The organism is Rhizobium sp. WYJ-E13, from assembly GCF_018987265.1.
Lineage (GTDB): Bacteria > Pseudomonadota > Alphaproteobacteria > Rhizobiales > Rhizobiaceae > Rhizobium.
In genome coordinates this window covers 2,522,408-2,539,358 of the sequence record NZ_CP076853.1, presented here as the reverse complement: position 1 = coordinate 2,539,358, position 16,951 = coordinate 2,522,408, and the positions used below count along the sequence as shown (strand labels likewise).

Annotated in this window: 15 protein-coding genes; 7 read left to right on the top strand and 8 right to left on the bottom strand. The window is 60.1% G+C overall.

Translation table 11 applies throughout. From position 1 onward, the window contains the following. Positions 1-143 precede the first annotated feature (143 nt). The 4 genes from KQ933_RS12805 (at position 144) to metF (ending at position 4,725) form a co-directional block, all read left to right on the top strand. Positions 144-881 (top strand): ribonuclease, encoded by a 738-nt coding sequence (locus KQ933_RS12805; RefSeq protein ID WP_216755238.1) that lies wholly within the window; start codon positions 144-146, stop codon positions 879-881. 108 nt (positions 882-989) lie between these two features. Then, entirely contained in the window at positions 990-2,639 is a 1,650-nt protein-coding gene (ettA, locus tag KQ933_RS12800) for an energy-dependent translational throttle protein EttA (protein ID WP_216755237.1), read from the top strand. Positions 2,640-2,796: 157 nt separating this feature from the next. Further along, positions 2,797-3,822 carry a metalloregulator ArsR/SmtB family transcription factor gene (locus KQ933_RS12795; protein WP_216755236.1) on the top strand — a complete coding sequence of 342 codons (1,026 nt, stop codon included), beginning with the start codon at positions 2,797-2,799 and terminating at the stop codon, positions 3,820-3,822. Beyond that, on the top strand, positions 3,823-4,725 hold the full coding sequence (gene metF / locus KQ933_RS12790) for a methylenetetrahydrofolate reductase [NAD(P)H] (RefSeq protein ID WP_216755235.1): 903 nt from the start codon (positions 3,823-3,825) through the stop codon (positions 4,723-4,725). Between the two features lie 435 nt (positions 4,726-5,160). On the opposite strand, the gene KQ933_RS12785 is transcribed toward metF, so the two are convergent. From KQ933_RS12785 to KQ933_RS12765, 5 genes are all read right to left on the bottom strand, one after another. Next, positions 5,161-6,066 carry a DMT family transporter gene (locus KQ933_RS12785; protein WP_216755234.1) on the bottom strand — a complete coding sequence of 302 codons (906 nt, stop codon included), beginning with the start codon at positions 6,064-6,066 and terminating at the stop codon, positions 5,161-5,163. 93 nt (positions 6,067-6,159) lie between these two features. Then, positions 6,160-7,386 carry a lytic murein transglycosylase gene (locus tag KQ933_RS12780; protein ID WP_216755233.1) on the bottom strand — a complete coding sequence of 409 codons (1,227 nt, stop codon included), beginning with the start codon at positions 7,384-7,386 and terminating at the stop codon, positions 6,160-6,162. Between the two features lie 83 nt (positions 7,387-7,469). Next, a complete protein-coding gene (locus tag KQ933_RS12775; RefSeq protein ID WP_216755232.1) occupies positions 7,470-8,267 on the bottom strand; it encodes a GH25 family lysozyme in 798 nt (265 codons plus the stop codon). A gap of 120 nt (positions 8,268-8,387) precedes the next feature. Beyond that, positions 8,388-9,059, bottom strand: coding sequence for a class I SAM-dependent methyltransferase (locus tag KQ933_RS12770; RefSeq protein ID WP_216755231.1), 672 nt, complete (start codon positions 9,057-9,059; stop codon positions 8,388-8,390). Next, positions 9,056-10,300: a DUF3419 family protein gene (locus KQ933_RS12765; RefSeq protein WP_216755230.1), complete on the bottom strand. Its 1,245-nt coding sequence runs from the start codon at positions 10,298-10,300 to the stop codon at positions 9,056-9,058. Before KQ933_RS12765 ends, KQ933_RS12770 begins: the two co-directional genes overlap by 4 nt. Positions 10,301-10,496: 196 nt before the next feature. Here KQ933_RS12765 and KQ933_RS12760 point away from each other — a divergent pair, with 196 nt between their 5' ends. Further along, the gene (locus KQ933_RS12760) at positions 10,497-11,888 is read left to right on the top strand and encodes a serine hydrolase (RefSeq protein WP_216755229.1); all 1,392 of its coding nucleotides are present in this window, start codon (positions 10,497-10,499) and stop codon (positions 11,886-11,888) included. A gap of 26 nt (positions 11,889-11,914) precedes the next feature. Here the strand turns inward: KQ933_RS12760 and KQ933_RS12755 are convergent, their stop codons facing one another. The 3 genes from KQ933_RS12755 to KQ933_RS12745 form a co-directional block, all read right to left on the bottom strand. Beyond that, positions 11,915-12,883 carry a lytic transglycosylase domain-containing protein gene (locus KQ933_RS12755; protein ID WP_216755228.1) on the bottom strand — a complete coding sequence of 323 codons (969 nt, stop codon included), beginning with the start codon at positions 12,881-12,883 and terminating at the stop codon, positions 11,915-11,917. Between the two features lie 115 nt (positions 12,884-12,998). Further along, entirely contained in the window at positions 12,999-13,634 is a 636-nt protein-coding gene (locus KQ933_RS12750; RefSeq protein WP_216755227.1) for a LysE family translocator, read from the bottom strand. 57 nt (positions 13,635-13,691) lie between these two features. Next, positions 13,692-14,903: a pyrophosphate--fructose-6-phosphate 1-phosphotransferase gene (locus KQ933_RS12745; RefSeq protein ID WP_216755226.1), complete on the bottom strand. Its 1,212-nt coding sequence runs from the start codon at positions 14,901-14,903 to the stop codon at positions 13,692-13,694. A gap of 428 nt (positions 14,904-15,331) precedes the next feature. Here KQ933_RS12745 and KQ933_RS12740 point away from each other — a divergent pair, with 428 nt between their 5' ends. Beyond that, positions 15,332-16,039: a DnaJ family molecular chaperone gene (locus tag KQ933_RS12740; protein WP_216755225.1), complete on the top strand. Its 708-nt coding sequence runs from the start codon at positions 15,332-15,334 to the stop codon at positions 16,037-16,039. Continuing rightward, positions 16,036-16,797 (top strand): N-acetylmuramoyl-L-alanine amidase, encoded by a 762-nt coding sequence (locus KQ933_RS12735; RefSeq protein ID WP_216755224.1) that lies wholly within the window; start codon positions 16,036-16,038, stop codon positions 16,795-16,797. The genes KQ933_RS12740 and KQ933_RS12735 overlap by 4 nt, the downstream gene beginning before the upstream one ends. The last annotated feature ends 154 nt before the right edge of the window (positions 16,798-16,951 follow it).

Here is a 16,951-nt window from a genome sequence, read left to right as displayed (position 1 = left end):
CCCAAAAGACCAGATCGCAGGACAAATGCAATATTGCGGTTCTCCTCATACATGAGAAAGCGCGATTTTGCTGCGATTCAGGGTTGCGCAATTTTCGGCTTCATGCTTGTTTGTTCCTGTATTGTTCTTTGTCGGGGCTATCAATGGGTAAGTTTCTCCTTTCGGTTTCCATTCTCTTCCTTTCGCTGTCGTCAGTCGGACCCGTATCCGCGCAAGAAAGCGGGCGCACGCGTTTCATCCTTGCGGCAAGCTGGCAACCGGCATTCTGCCAGACCAACCAGAAGAAGGCCGAATGCGCCAGCCAGGGCGGCGAGCGTTATGACGCCACCAACTTTTCTCTCCACGGTCTATGGCCGATGCGGCAGGACTATTGCGGCGTACCCGCCGACCAGAGAGCCGCCGACAAGGACGGCCAGTGGACGAACCTGCCGACAGTGAGCCTTTCGGCCGAGACGAAGAGCGCGCTCGACAAGGCGATGCCCGGCACGCAATCGGGGCTCGAGCGGCATGAGTGGATCAAGCACGGCACTTGCACGAAGATGAGCGCCGACGAATATTTCGCCACCGCCATTCACCTGATGGGCGATCTCAATGCTTCGGCCGTGCGCGATCTCTTCGCCGCCAACGTCGGCAAGACGCTGAAATCCGATGCGATCAAGGCGGCTTTCGACAAGAGCTTTGGGGCCGGTGCCAGCGACCGCGTGAAAATGAGCTGCCGCCGCGTCGGCAATATCAGAGTGATCAGCGAGCTGACGATCGGGCTTTCGCAGGATGCAGTTTCGGCGCAAGCGAAGGAGAAGGGCCTCGGCGGCCTCATCCAAGGGGCAGGGCAGACGTCCTTCGGCTGCGATGAAGGCCTTGTGGATGCCGCCGGCTTCTGATGGAAACATGCCGAAATCCTGACGAAACAGGGTTTCGGCGTTGCCCGCGGGCGTGGTTTCGCCTACATAGCGGCCACGATTTCAAGTTTCCGCCCGGAGCATCCCAGCATGGCACGCCAGTTCATCTATCATATGTCCGGCCTCAACAAGGCCTATGGCAATAAGAAGATCCTCGAGAATATCCATCTTTCCTTTTATCCCGATGCCAAGATCGGTATCCTGGGTCCGAACGGTGCCGGTAAGTCCACCGTGCTGCGCATCATTGCCGGCCAGGACAAGGAATATACCGGGGAAGCCTGGCTCGCCGAAGGCGCGACCGTCGGCTATCTGGAGCAGGAACCGAAACTCGACCCCAGCAAGACGGTGTTCGAGAACGTCATGGAAGGTGTCGCCTCCAAGACGGCGATCGTCGATCGCTACAACGAACTGATGATGAACTATTCCGACGAGACGGCGGAAGAGGGTGCGAAGCTCCAGGATATCATCGACAGCCAGAACCTCTGGGATCTGGAAAGCCAGGTCGAGATGGCGATGGAAGCCCTGCGCTGCCCGCCGCGCGACGCCGATGTCACGACGCTGTCGGGCGGTGAGCGCCGCCGTATCGCGCTCTGCCGCCTGCTTCTGTCGCAGCCGGACCTGCTGCTGCTCGACGAACCGACCAACCATCTTGACGCCGAAACCATCGCCTGGCTCGAAAAGCATCTGCGCGACTATCCGGGCGCCGTAATGATGATCACCCACGATCGCTACTTCCTGGATAACGTCACCGGCTGGATCCTCGAACTCGACCGCGGCCGCGGCATTCCTTACGAAGGCAACTACTCGGCCTACCTGCAGGCGAAGGCAAAGCGCATGCTGCAGGAAAACCGCGAAGAGGCAGGTCGCCAGAAGGCCATCAGCCGCGAACAGGAATGGATCGCCTCCAGCCCGAAGGCCCGTCAGGCCAAGTCCAAGGCGCGTATCAAGTCTTACGAGCAACTGGTCGAGGCCGCCGAGAAGCAGCGTCCCGGCGACGCGCAGATCATTATCCCGGTCAGCGAGCGCCTCGGTCAGGTGGTCATCGAGATGGACGGTATCACCAAGGGCTTCGAGGGCCGCACGCTGATCAACGATCTGTCGATCAAGCTGCCGCCGGGCGGCATCGTCGGCATTATCGGCCCGAACGGCGCCGGCAAGACGACGCTGTTCAAGATGATCACCGGCCAGGAAAAGCCCGACAGTGGTTCGATCCGCATCGGCGAGACCGTGCATCTCGGTTATGTCGACCAGAGCCGCGATGCGCTTGATGGCAACAAGACCGTCTGGGAAGAAATCTCCGGCGGCGCCGAAGTCATCAAGCTTGGCAAGTTCGACATGAACTCGCGCGCCTATTGCGGCGCCTTCAACTTCAAGGGCGGCGATCAGCAGCAGAAGGTCGGCAATCTCTCGGGTGGTCAGCGCAACCGCGTTCACCTTGCCAAGATGCTGAAGGCCGGCGGCAACGTTCTGCTGCTCGACGAACCGACCAACGACCTCGATACGGAAACGCTTGGTGCTCTGGAAAGCGCGCTGGAAGCATTTGCCGGCTGCGCCATTATCATCAGCCACGATCGCATGTTCCTCGACCGTCTGGCCACGCATATTCTCGCGTTTGAAGGCGACGGCCATGTCGAGTGGTTCGAAGGCAACTTCGAGGATTATGAACAGGACAAGATCCGCCGCCTTGGCCCCGACGCCCTCAATCCCGGCAGCCAGGCTCACAAGCGTCTGACCCGCTAATCGGTTTTTCGTGCATTTCGAAGCCCCGGCTGGTCCGGGGCTTTTTTAATGTCTGCTGTCGTTATCGATACAGGCAATTTCGCAAATCGGTGAAATGCCGCTTGCCTCCGCTATCCAAGTCACATAAAGATATCTTTATATCTTGATTGGGTAGGATATGAGCGAACCCTTAAGGCTTGGACTGGATGCGCTGGTGGACGTCTTGAAGGCGGCCGGCGAACCGACGCGCCTGCGGCTCCTCGCGCTACTGGCGGCGGGGGATCTCACCGTCACAGATCTTACGGAAATTCTCGGTCAATCCCAACCCCGCATCTCCCGGCACCTGAAGCTGCTTGGCGAGGCGGAACTGATCGACCGCTATCAGGAAGGCGCCTGGGCCTACTTCCGCCTGGCGCACGAAGGCAAGGCAGCCGCGCTGGTGCGAGCGCTGCTGAAGCATGTCTCCGAAAACGACCCCGTCGTCCAGCGTGACGGCGAGCGCCTTGCCACCGTCAAGCGGCAGCGCGCCGAGCGGGCACAGGCCTATTTCAGCCGCAACGCCGCCGAATGGGACGAACTTCGTCGTCTGCACGCCGCTGACGAAGAGGTGGATGCAGCCGTCATCAAGCTGCTCGGCGCCAACCCGATCGATTCCCTGCTCGACCTCGGCACCGGCACTGGTCGCATGCTGGAGCTTCTGGCCGGTCGCTATCGCCGTGCAATCGGCGTCGACGCCAGCCGCGACATGCTGAGCGTGGCGCGCGCCAATCTCGACAAGTCGCGGATCACGACGGCTTCGGTGCGCCACGCCGATATCCTGAACCTGCCGTTCGAGGGGCAGGATTTCGATCTGGTAACGATCCATCAGGTGCTGCACTTCTTTGATCAGCCCGATATCGCAATCGCGGAAGCCGCGCGCATGCTGCGGCCGGGCGGGCGCCTCGTCATCATCGATCTCGCGCCGCATAACCTCGAATATCTTCGCGACGAACATGCCCACGTCCGTCTCGGCTTCTCGCATCAGGCCATGTCGGACTGGGTGCGCAAGGCGGGGCTGGATGTCGAGCAGGTCGTCGATCTTCATCCGGGTCAGCAGGGGGAGAAGGGCCTTACGGTCACGATCTGGCTCGCGCGCGACCCGAGGCGCCTTATGGCCTCGCTGGAGAGCGAAGGCGCGGTACTTACATTTGCCGGGAGAGAATAAATGACCCAGAAAAACGACGCCCGCCGCCGCGATATTGCGATCTCCTTCGAGTTCTTCCCGCCGAAGTCCGAGGAGATGGAGGGCCAGCTCTGGAACACCGTCCGCGACCTGCAGGATTGGAACCCGGAATTCGTCTCCGTGACCTACGGTGCCGGTGGCACCACCAAGGCGCCGACGCTCTCCACGGTCACGCGCTTCCTCACCGACACGCCGCTTGCGACCGCCTCGCATCTCACCTGTGTCAGCGCCACGAAGGAAGAGACGCATCAGGTGGTCGACAGTTTCCGCAAGGCGGGTGTTACGCATTTCGTGGCGTTGCGCGGCGATGCGCCGGGTGGCGTCGGTGCGGCCTACCAGCCCCATCCGGGCGGTTATGCCAATGCGGCGGAACTGGTGGCCGGCCTCAAGCAGATCGGTGATTTCGAGATCTCCGTCTCGGCCTATCCGGAAAAGCATCCGGAAAGCCGCGATCAGGCGGCTGATATCGACATGCTGAAGCAGAAGGCCGAGAACGGCGCCAACCGCGCGCTGACGCAGTTCTTCTTCGATAACGACAATTTCGAGCGTTATCTCGAGAAGGTGCGTGCTGCCGGCGTCAAAATCCCTGTCGTGCCTGGTATCATGCCGATCCAGAACCTGACGCAGCTGAAGCGCTTTGCCGGCGCCTGCGGCACGGTCATCCCGACCTTCCTCGACGCGCGTTTCGCCGGATATGACGACAAGCCGGAAGAGCGCGCCAAGGTCGCAGCCGAGGTTGCAGCCGAGCAGATCGAGGATCTTATTCGCCGAGGCCTGCACGAGTTCCATCTTTATACGATGAACCGTGCGCCGCTGGTTTCTGCCGTCCTCGACAATCTCGGCCTCTCGCGCCAGACGGCCAGAAGCGCCGGCGCGGCAGCTTAAACCGATACACACTGTTGCTGCGGGCAAAGTAAAAGCGCATGGCCGGGCGGGGCATGCGCTTTTCAGTTTTCGGGGTTATTTGTTATTCAGGAGTGTAGGTATCTCAGTTTTTGACGCCTCGCATCGGCTCAAATGAAGAGCATGGACACGACGAATGCGAACGCTGCACTGACCAACAGGACATTCAAGGATTGCGTAAGTCCCATGTCTGCCTCCTCGCGCTAACCGGCTCATAATATGTCGGAAATGTGTTGGTTGGGAAGCGCTTCTTGTGCTGCGCTGCCGAAGAGGATAGTGGATAAGTCTAACAGCAATCCTATAAGCCACTGAAATATAATCAGAAAAATCCGCTCTCAAAATTTAACGATCCGTTACAATCCGGTAGTCACGATTCATGCTTTTGGCGGAAGAATGGCGCACTGCAGCATAATCATTTCAGGCTATGGCGTCAGAGCGGCGGTAGATCCGGCCATCCAGTATGACAAGTCCCGCGCCGATCAGCGCCATGCCGGCCATCTCGGTCATCTCCAGACGCTCATCCAGGAACAGGAAGCCAAGCAGGATCGCGCTCGGCGGCACGAGCAGCGTCACCAGAGAGGTGTTGGTCGCGCCCGCCGCGGCCATGATGCGGAAGTAGATGATATAGCCGACGGCGGTGGACAGCAACGCAATCGCCAGAACGGCCGCGATGGCGTTGATTGACGGCATGGCAAGTGCCCAGGGGTGATCCATGGCGAGCGACAGCGGCAGGGCCACGAGCGAGGACGCCGTCATTTGGCCGGCAGCGATAACGGGCGGCGCCACGCCCTTGAAGCGCTTGCCGTAGGTGGCCGCAAATCCGTAGCAGCCTGCGGCGATGACGGGTAGGAGGAGCGCCCAGAGGGGCAGGTCGCGACTACTATTGAGACTCGGCCCGATGAGAACGACTGTGCCGAGAAGGCCGGTGAGACAGCCGATGATCTTGGCCGAGGAGAGTTTTTCGTCCGATGTCAGGGAATTGGCGATCAGCACCGTCCAGATCGGCGTTGTGGCGTTGAGGATGGATGCAAGGCCGGCGCCGATGCGCGTCTGGCCGAAGAAGATCAGCGCATGGGGCAGGGCATTGTTGAGGATGCCGAGAATGAGGAATTCGCGCCAGCGGCTCTTCAGCAGCGGATAGATGCCGAAGCGCCCGCCGATGTAGATATGCAGCGCAAGGGCCGCAATGGAGAGGCGCAGGAAGACGAGGGTAAGCGGCGGCACCTCGGCAACGGCGATACGCGCGAAGAAGAAGGAGCCACCCCAGATCAGACCGAGCAGGGCGAGAAGCCCCCAGGTCAATGCGCTTATTCTCTGTTCCATGCCGATCCTCCATTTGCTGGCAGGCTTAACCGATCGGCGGGGAGGCGCCACCCGATTCATGCGGCCGGGTGGTGAAAGGGCAATTGTGAGGGATCAGAGAGCGTTCAGCAGCGCAGGCGTTGCCCAGCCGTCAGCCGGTATGCCGAGGCGGAGCTGTTCTTTCTGAATCGCGACGCGGGTGCCGGAGCCGAGGATGCCGTCGATCTCGCCGACATCGTGGCCGAGCGAATCGAGCTTCGTCTGCAGCTGTTTCATCTGGTCGTTGGAAAGGCCCTGTTCAGGCGTGCCCTTCTGGTAGGTCGGGGCACCGGAGAGGCGGGTCGCGAAATAGGCCGCCGAGGTCGTGTAGATGAACGACTTGTTCCATTCCAGATAGATCTTGAAGTTGGGATAGGCGATGAAGGCCGGTCCCAGGCGGCCCTGCGGCAGGACGAGATCGCCTTCGAGATTGGCGAAGGCCATGTTGCCGTCGCGCGGCTTGACGCCGAGGTTGAACCATTCGCCTGCCGTCATCGTGCCGCCGAGACCCGACTTTTCCCAGGGCAGGTTATCTGGCACGGTGACTTCCTGCAGCCAGGGCTGGCCGCGCTCGAAGCCGAGATGCTGGATGAACTTGGCGGCCGTCAGGATCGCATCCGGGCTGCTCTGCTTGAGGCGCACATGGCCGTCGCCGTCGCCGTCCATGCCATAGGCGATGATATCGCGCGGCAGCATCTGCACCTGGCCGATTTCGCCGGCCCAGGCGCCGGTATTGGTCTGCGGGTCGAGGTCGCCATGCTGCACCATTTCGATGAGGGCGATCAGCTGCGGGCGGAAGAGTTCCGGGCGGCGGCAGTCGTGCGACAGCGTCACCAGCGCGTTGCGCGTGTTGAAATCGCCCTGTACGGCGCCGAAATCCGTTTCCATCGCCCAGAAGGCGGTGATGACGCCGGCGGGAACGCCGAATTCCTGCTCGGCGCGGGCGAAGACATCGGCATATTGCTTCATCTTTTGGCGGCCGATATCAAGGCGGGCCTGGCTGACGGTGCGCTGCGAGAATTCCAAAAAGGTCTGGCGGAAGACGCCCTGGGCGCGGTCGCGGCTCAGGACCTTGGGATCGATCTCAGCGCCGGCCAAGGCCTGGTCTGCTGCTTCGGCGCTGGCGCCTGCTGCGATCGCCTCTTTCTTGACGCCCTCAAGGAAGGTGAAGAGATCGCCGCCGCAGGGTGCTGCCGGGGCCGAAGCTGCCGCATCCGGAGCCTGCTGCGCAGCAGCGCCTGTTGCTAGGACGCAGGCAAACAGAAGAGCAAGTGCAGAGCAGCTTTTGAGCGAGCGGTGCATGAAACGATCCTCGTAAAATGACATAGAATGCCGCCGATTTCACAGATGAATGTGACGGAAGCAAGAAAGATTGGAGCACGTTACTAAGAATTTCTATCCTTGGAAACGTCAGCCACCCAGTTGTTCCAGTTTTTCGCGGAGCCGGCGAAGACATTGATGTCGGTCGGCCCCTTGATGCCCGGAATGACGCCTGTCGACGTATATTGCCAGAAGGCCCAGCGGCGGTCGGCATATGTCACTTCGGGGTGTTTGGCAGTCGAGCGGACCCAGAAGTGATAATCCTGGAAATAGCCCTCGAGGTTTTCGCGGTGGAAATCGACAGAGGTGTAGATGATCGGCCGCTTGCCGTAATAGGCCTCCAGGCGATCCATGAAGCGCTGCATTTCAGAACGCACCGTGGCCGGGTCGGGGCGGAAGCGACAGGTTTTCGATTCGGCATTCCACTCGACATCCAGCACCGGCGGCAGACGCATGGATTCCCTGGGAACGTTGCGGATGAACCAGTCGGCCTGGTCGTCGGCGGAGGAGCAGAAATAATAGAAGTGATAGGGCGCATGCGGAATGCCTGACGCGGCTGCCTCGCGCCAATATTCGTCAAAGCGCGAATCGACCCTATCCTTGCCTTCGGTCGCCTTGATGAAGGCGAAGGCGACGCCGGATTTGCGCACCGTTTGCCAGTCAATATCACCCTGCCATTTGGAGATATCGATGCCATGGACCGCGTTTTGCTGCGGATGCTTGGGGCCGAAATCCTGGGGATCGGTATCCTTGAAGCGGGTCTTCGGTTTTATGGAAGCCGTTTCGAGATAATCGTAACCCGTGGAACTGCAACCGGCGAGCATCAGGGCAAGCGGCAGGACGCAAAACAGAAGCCGACGCATAAATATTCCGTCGTGATGATGGATCTGCCCCACAGCCTGACCTTCGAAAACACGTGCCCTGCAGAGGGAATGCCCCTCTTTTCTGATATCAACGTAAAAAAAGCGTTATTTTCAAGCGAATTATGAGCGCTTGCTGATGATCGCCGCCCGCCAGGCGTAACCGCCGCCGATCGGATCAAACGACAATCGCGCATTGTTTTCAATGGCTTGCGCTTCCAGAACCTCGCGCAGATTGGCGCGGGGCGTGACGTGGAATTTGGCGAGCCAGGCCTGCAGAAGTTTACGGAACCAGGCGGGCAGGCCTTCCTGCTGGCCGAAATCGACGATGTGGAGCTGGCCGTCGGGATTGAGTGCGGCAATCGATGCATCCACCGCGCGTTCCCAATCCGGGATCATCGACAGTGCGTACGAAATGAGGATGCGGTCGAATCCGGTGACGCCAAATTCGCGCGGCGTATAGGCGGTGGCGTCCGCCACCCGGAAATCCGGGACAGTCGCCTTGGTGGCAAAGGTCTTGTGGGCGGAAATCAGCATTTCCTGGGAAATGTCGAGGCCGTAGAGCTTGGCGGTCGGGAAGTGCTTGTGCGCGAGCGCCATGTTACGGCCCGTGCCGCAGCCGACTTCGAGCAGCGTGCCGCCATGGGGGACGTCGAGATTGCGGATCGTGTGGTCGCGGCCGAGAAGATAATATTTGCGGGTCAGGTCGTAGAAATGGCGCTGGTAGCGGTACATGCCGTCCATCAGGTCGGCATGTTCTTCGCTCTTGACGGTCATCTCGCTGGCTTCGCTCACGCCTTCTTCCCGTAGATGTGGAAGCCGCCGTAAATCGCCGAGCGGTCCTGGGTGGTCATTTCACGCGACTGTTCTTCGAAATAGTGCCACTGGTCGCGAATTTCAGGGGCAAGGCGGCCCTCGATGATGCTCTTTTCGGCTGCCGTGCGGAAGATCACGCGGGCGTCTTCGCGCGCCGTGCGGGTGATTTCGCGCCAGACATCGTTGAGTTGCTGGTCGGTCATCCAGTCCTGTGCGTCGAGTAGAATGTAGCGATCGCGCGAGGCGGCGGGCTCGCCAGCCAGAAGCTCGGTGAAGCTCGCATGGTGGACGTTGACGCGGTCGACATTGGCGCGGATCACGTCGTAGTGCTCCGGCTTCAGATAGGTCGGCAGCGGGCCTTCCTCGCCATCGGCATAACGGCGTGCGAAAGCCTGCCAGGCGAAGTAGTTGTCGCGCATCGGGAAATGACAGGCGAGCTTTTCCAGGCGGTGTTTCAGAACCGGCGCGATGGAATTGTCGGCGGCAAGGCTTGCCAGCTCGTCATATTGCTGCGGCGGGATGCCGAGACCGAAGAGCGAGCTCTTGCGGTTGGTGATCCAGCGAACGACGGGCTTTTCGAACAGGGGAGCGATCTGATCGTCGAAAAACTGGCGCTGTTCGCGGATCGACCGGGTCTTGGTCATTTCCTGCAGCTTCACGCCATGCAGGCGGGCGAGCAGGTGGGCGGCACCGATGAAGCGGCCGAGCAGGCCGGTTTCATAGATGTTACGGTTGAAGACGGTGACGCGACGACGGCCGAACTTGCGGGTGTTCCAGTAGGCGCGAGTGGTCTCGTCGAGGTTGGACGACAGCACACTGTCGAAAACCCGGCTGTTCGACTTCTCGTTCGGCATCGCCAGGAAGCGCACGAGATCGGAATGGCTTGGCAGGTTCTTGAAAGCGGCAAGCTTCAGCCTGTTCAGCGCGATGTGGTGCGGGTTGAGGTCGACCACGTCGATCGAAGCAGGCGCCTTGGAAAGGTAGGCGAGCATATTGCAGCCGCCGGAGCCGATCGTGACGATGCGGTGATTGGGCTTCAGCTCCATCGCTTGCATATCGAGATCCGGGTCTTCCCAGATCTGCGGATAGACGAGGCCGGAGAAGAGAAGGCCGAAGAGACGCTCGGAGAAGCCGTCCTTTGAAAAAGCCTTGTGGCGGAGAAGCGCTGCCTTGAGTTTCCGGTTCTTGCGGAAGCCGGTATCCGGTGCAAATTCCGACATGAGTCTGTCACCTTTTTAGCGTTCAGGGCGTGTAACGCGCCTCTGCTACAGTTTGATGACGAGCCCTGTGGGCCAGAGCTTCCGCGTAAGCAGGCGAGGACTTCAGCGAAAATTGAAGCCGATTGAAGGGCTTCTTTTCGCTTCTCTCTTTTCGTGAGCCAAGTTTCCTGCTTGTCTCCACTCCATGGAGGATTGCATGCGAGTTGTCCTGCGTATCGTCAAGGGCTTGGCCCTGCTCGTCATTCTCGTTGTCATCAGTGGAGGCGCGTGGCTCTCCGTAAGCCCGCCGGAGCTCCTGAAGGTGGGCAACGGCTATGCCGCCAAGATCGTCTGCTCCAACGTCTTCATTGCCGGCCGCGATCCAGATGCCGTGCTTTACGACGATGTTCAGGCGCCTGGAAACCCGCTGCTGCGTCTGATGCGCGTCGAGGTCGATCATGAAAGCGGGCGGGTGACCTCGCGCTTCATGGGTCTGTTTGCGCCGAACTACGCGCTTTATCGCGGCGCGCTTGGGTGCACGAGCGTACCGGATGGCGATTTCGATGCCGGTGCCAAGGCCACGCCGCTCTTGCCGGCATCGCGGGTGGGCGAAAACGACGCAGTCTGGCCGGACGGCGAGAGCATCGATCCGGCGGCGGTCAATAGCAGGGTCTCTGCCCTTCTTTCGGACGCCAAGCTTGCCGGGCCGGCGATGCGGGCGATGGTGGTCGTGCAGGACGGCCGCATCATTGCCGAGAACTATGGGCCGGGATTCAGCGCCAGCACACCGCTGGTGGGCTGGTCGATGACGAAGACGGTCAATGCGGCGCTGATCGGCAGGCTGATGCTGTCAGGCAAGATTTCCTATGATGACACACATCTCTTGCCGCAATGGGGGAACGATCCGCGCGGCGACATCAAACTCTCCGATCTGATGGGCATGGAAAGCGGGCTTGCTTTCAACGAAGACTATGGCGCTGTCGCCGATGTGACGCGGATGCTCTATCTCGACCCCGATATGGTTTCCCTGCCGGCGAGCGCGCCTCTCGTGGCCGCGCCGGGCAGCGATTTCCATTATTCCAGCGGAACCGCCCTGCTTCTCTCGCGCATCTGGATGAACAGGGCCGGCGATCCGCGGGCCGCCTTCGATTACCCCCGCGATGCGCTCTTCGGTCCGCTCGGCATGACAAGTGCGGTCTTCGAAGCGGACGAGCGCGGCACATTTGTCGGCAGTTCCTATCTCTATGCCACGGCGCATGACTGGGCGCGCTTCGGCCAGTTCCTGTTGCAGGATGGGGTATGGAACGGTCAGAGGCTTCTGCCGGAAGGCTTTGTTGCGATGATGCGCACGCCAACGGCGAGTTCGGGCGGCAGCTATACGCAAGGCCAGGCCTGGCTTGCAGGGCCGGGCGGCGGGGCGAGCGCGGAGTTCGGGCTGCCGCAGGATACGTTCTGGCTGCAGGGCCACGACGGACAGTCGATCGCGATCGTTCCTTCGGCCAATCTCGTCTTCGTCCGCATGGGACTGACGCCGAGTTGGTTGCGCTACAGGCCGCAGGTAATGCTGAAGGAAATTCTCAATACGCTTCAATCGGCAAAGGCCGGCTGACGTTTGTCAGCGACGATGTCTTGGTATCAGTAGTTGCCCTGGGCGATATCGGTCATGCCCTTGCGCTTGGCGTCGTAATAGTAGCCGCGGGCATAGAGACGAACGGCGTCGTCTTCCTTCTTGTCGGCAACCTGCCAGGCGCCCTGCAGGTATTTGCCGGCATATTTGATATTGGTTTCAGCGTCGAAGAGGCCGGCGGCACTGCCGTCATAACCCATCGATTTTGCAGTGTTGTACTTGATCTGCATGAGGCCGAAGTAGCCGCGCTTGTTGTAGGCCTTGGAATTATAACGGCTCTCGCGATGAACGACGCGGTGGAGCAGCGATTCCGGGATTTCGTAAAGCTTGGAATATTTGCTGATGAGCTTGCTGACGAGGCTCTTTTCGACGGTCGGCGCATCGTCGTTGTCGTTATCGCTGAACATCGGCGGGGCTGCCGGTGGATCGATCGGACCGGATTCATCGAAGCCGTAATCCATCGTGAAGCGCGGCGTGGTATCGACGGCGGCGAGCGCTGCGAGCGCCCCGTTCTGCGGCGTCGTGGCTGCGAAGGCGAGCTGCGTCGAGGGGCTGGCGGGCGAGCCCGGCCGCGGCGTGGGAATGACGGATTGTATCGCCGTCATCTCAGGCGTCAGCGGAATGGGGGCATAGCCATTGACGGCAACCTGCTGGACACCGCCCTGCATGGCGAAATCACCGGCCTGCTGCTGCACGGGAGAGACGACATTCGGCATGGCGGCTGCGGTGAGAACGGGTGCAGCGGTTGCTGCCTGGGGATTGAGAGTGGCGATGGTCGGGCCGTTCGCGCCTTCAGCGGTCGGGACAGCAGCCAGCGTTGCGTCTTCACCCGGCTTCGGCATCGGAATCACGGTCTGTACGGCGGTCAGTTCTGCCTGAGAGGTATATTCGACGCTCGCGCATCCGGAAATGACACCGCAGAGCATGGTAGAGGCCACGAGACTGCGTTTCAGGCCGGAAAATCCGATCGCTACCATTCTCTCACTTTCGTGAATCGCGCCGCCCCGGCAGCGTCTTAAAAGTTATCAAATACCTTAAGCCCGAGGATAGCCATTAACTTATTCGTGGCTTTCCGGCAACCACGGAATATTACTAAGCTGCAATACGGCGATACCCGGCTGTTACGGCGCCTGCTGCGATGAGCAGAGTGCCCCCGGTGCGGTTGACCGCGCGCTGCACGCTCGCCTTGCGAATCAGGCCGCGGGCGGCGTGGGCGGCGAGCGCGTAGCAGGAGGCATTGATGGTGGCGAGCACGAGGAAGGTCGCCTCCATGATCAGCATCTGATCGAAGAAGGGAAGGGCAGGGTTCAAAAACTGCGGCACGAAGGCGACGAAGAAGACGATGCTCTTCGGGTTCAGCGCCGTCACGACATAGGCATGCAGGAAGATTCGCAGCGACTTTTCTTCGGGCAGATTATCGTTGTCGGCGATGTGTTCGCCGACGATCGGGGCTCGCCAGAGCTTGATTCCAAGCCAGATCAGATAGGCGCCGCCGATCCACTTCAGCACGGTGAACAGCGTTGCCGATGTGGCGAGCAGGGCGCCAAGGCCGAAAAGCGAGGCGGTCATGGCAGTGAAATCGCCGAGTGCCACGCCCGAAACGGTCGCAAGCGCCGTCTTCCGGCCATGCCCAAGCGCATAGGAGACAACCAGAAGAATGGTCGGTCCCGGTATGGCGAGCATGATGGCGGATGCGGCCGCAAAAGCGAGCCAAGCTTCAAGCGACATGGAATCTCCTCCTATTCCCAGAGAACAAGCAAAGACACCATATTAGCCATCCGTCAATCATGCCGCCCTGTATTTTTGCCCGATCTGGTTCATTACTTCGCCAAACCATCCGGTTGATAGATCAAACGGCTTGCCACCCTTGATGCGGGGAAATTCTATTGTGCGCAATTTGCCATTCTGCGCTTCGTCATGGCCGGTTACGCCCGAAACCTTGTTGAGGGCACTCTCGACGGCGAGATCGACCATGCTCTGGATCAGGCGCAGATCTTCGCCGTTTGCCGGTGCAGAGCGGGCAAAATAGCCGGATTTCTGGACGAGCGAGCGCTCTGCATCGAGCAGGCTTGCGAACTGCTTCTGGAACCAGGCGCCGACATTGATCGTGTCGATCTTCACATGGCCGAAGGCGTCGCGCTTGACCGTCTCGCCCGCGGCTTCGCGCTCGGCGACGATGGCGTCGAGGCAGGCACCTTCCGACACGAAGACCGTGGCATGGCCGGTGCGGTCCATGATCTCCTTCAGGCGCGCGGCTTCGGCATCGAGGTCAAAAGCCATTTCCGGCAGGTAGACGGCGTCGATGCTCTTCATATGCGCGTTCATCATCAGGCCATCGACATATTCATTGCCTTTGGTGCGCTGGAGATAGGCGTGGGCGGTGGCAGCCGTCAGCCAGCCGCAGTGGCGACCCATGACCTCATGGATGACGAGTGTGCGCGGGGCGGCGGTCTGTTCGTTGCTGACATTGTCGAAGAAATGCGCGCCGACCTCGGCAGCCGTCCAGGCGCCGAGCGACTGGCGGATCGGCACGACGTCGTTATCAACAGTCTTCGGCAGGCCGACGACGGTGAGGTCATAGCCGTTTGCCGCGAGATAGGCGGCGAGATCCGCGGCCGTCGTATTCGTGTCGTCGCCGCCGATCGTGTGGAGAATGGTGACGCCGTCATTGGCAAGACGTTCGGCGGCAACCCGCAGCGGATTTTCGCCTTCCTTGACGAGGCCGCGCTTCACGCAATCGGCGGCATTGGTAAGCTTCACGCGGCTGTTGCCGATCGGCGAGCCGCCATAACGGTGCAAGAGCGGCGCCTTCTCGCGCATTTGCGCATTGATCTGAACGCTGTCGCCGAGCAGCACGCCCTGATAGCCGGACTTGTAAGCGATGAGTTCGATATCGGGTGCAACATCGCTATAGCGCTCGATGAGGCCGCCGACGGCGGATGAGAGGCAGGGCGCCAGGCCTCCGGCGGTCAGCATTGCGACTTTCTGTTTGGCCATAGTCCCTCCTTTGGCGCCCGATGCGCGACTGCGTGCAGCTCAAGGCTTTGTTTTACGCATGTCGTTATCGCAAAACCGCTGCGTACTTTTGCGCGACATGCTTCAGGTAACGCATGGATGCGGCAGGGAAAGTGGCCTGTAAAGTAAAGAATTTACGAAAAACGCCCCTTTCTGCAGAGCAAGTGCCGGAAGCGGCGATATAATCGGTTCAATGCCGGTCCACCTATCCATAAGTGTTGTGGAAATCGCCGGCCGTTGTGCGAATAATGCACGAAATGGCGGACACAGCGGATGGTAGCGGCGCCTGCGACCATTACCAAATTGTGAAAACTGTTTTCAAACCTACGACCAATAGCCGCCTTGCAATGCGGGCGATTATTTGGTCAAGGTGTTTCTTCCAAAACTTGCTGCATTGCGAGAAGATGACGATGTCTTTCTGGGAAAAACTGGTGAATGCCATTGGCAATACCGCGGGCAATGCGCTCTCCGCGGTGGTCGAGGCTATTCGCACGGTTTTCGAAGGCGATCCGGAGACGCGCCGCAAGGTTGCTTTCTCGGTGGCCGTCATTGCGCTGTCTGCCAAGATGGCAAAAGCGGACGGCATCGTCAGCGAGAAGGAAGTGCAGGCCTTCCGCGATATATTCGACTTTCCTCCGAGCGAGGCGAAGAATGTCGCGCGTCTCTATAATCTCGCTCGCCAGGACGTTGCCGGTTACGAAGCCTATGCCGCGAAGCTCTCCACGCTCTGCTCGACTTGTGCTGCCAATTGCCCGATCCTGGAAGATGTGCTCGACGGCCTGTTCCATATTGCCAAGGCAGATGAGCTGATCCACGAGAAGGAAATGAATTTCCTGCACCATATCGCCGAGATTTTCCAGATGAGCGAGGTCCGCTTCGATCAGATCGCTGCACGCCACGTCTCCGATGGACGCGACCCTTACAAGGTTCTCGGGGTTTCGCCGGCAGATGACTTCCCGACGATCCGCCGCCATTATCATGTGCTCGTCAGCGAGCATCATCCGGATAGGCTGATCTCGCGCGGCGTGCCGGAAGAGTTCTATGTGATCGCCAATGAACGCATGGCAGCCCTGAACGACGCCTATGCGGCGATTGAAAAGGAACGCCGCGCCGCATGACCTCATTAGAGGCCGACTACAGCAAGGCGCGCGTCCAGCCCTCGCCGAACCATGGCGAACGCGCTGACGGACGCAAGCCTGATATGATCCTGCTACATTATACCGGCATGCCGAGCCCGGAAGGGGCTCTCGACTGGCTCTGTCGGGACGAAAGCCAGGTCTCCAGCCATTATTTCGTGCATCCAGACGGCGAAGTCGTGCAGCTCGTGCCGGAGAGCCGCCGCGCATGGCATGCGGGCAAGAGCTACTGGCACGGCGAGACGGATATCAACTCGCTGTCAATCGGCATCGAGATCGCCAATGCTGGCCATCCGGGCGGGCTTCCGGACTATCCGAAAGAGCAGATCGCGGCGGTGATCGAATTATGTCGCGATTGCGGCAATCGCTGGTCAATCGCGCCTGAAAGGGTGCTCGGCCACTCTGATGTGGCCCCTGTGCGCAAGGTCGATCCGGGCGAAAAATTCCCCTGGGGCGCGCTGTACCGGGCCGGCGTCGGCCACTGGGTGGAACCGGCCGCTATCACGGGCGGGCGCTTCTTCCAGCGCGGTGACCGTGGACAGCCGATAGAGGCGCTGCAATCCATGCTGTCGCTTTATGGATACAGCACTGAGATCACAGGCGAATTCACCGATAAAACGGCCGGTGACGTCGAAGCCTTCCAGCGGCATTTTCGTACCGAGCGAGTGGACGGGATCGCCGATTTCTCGACGATCGACACGCTGCACCGCCTGCTTTCGGCGCTGCCGCGATATTCCTGATCTCTAATGGTTTCTGACATTACCGATTTTCCATGTCTGAATGCGAAATTCGGACTGCCACATCATTTCCCTATTATCTCCTCATTGCGATGGTCTAAGAACTTCCGCTAAGCGGCGCCGATGGTTGTTCCCAAGCTAAATCGAAGGCGTCATG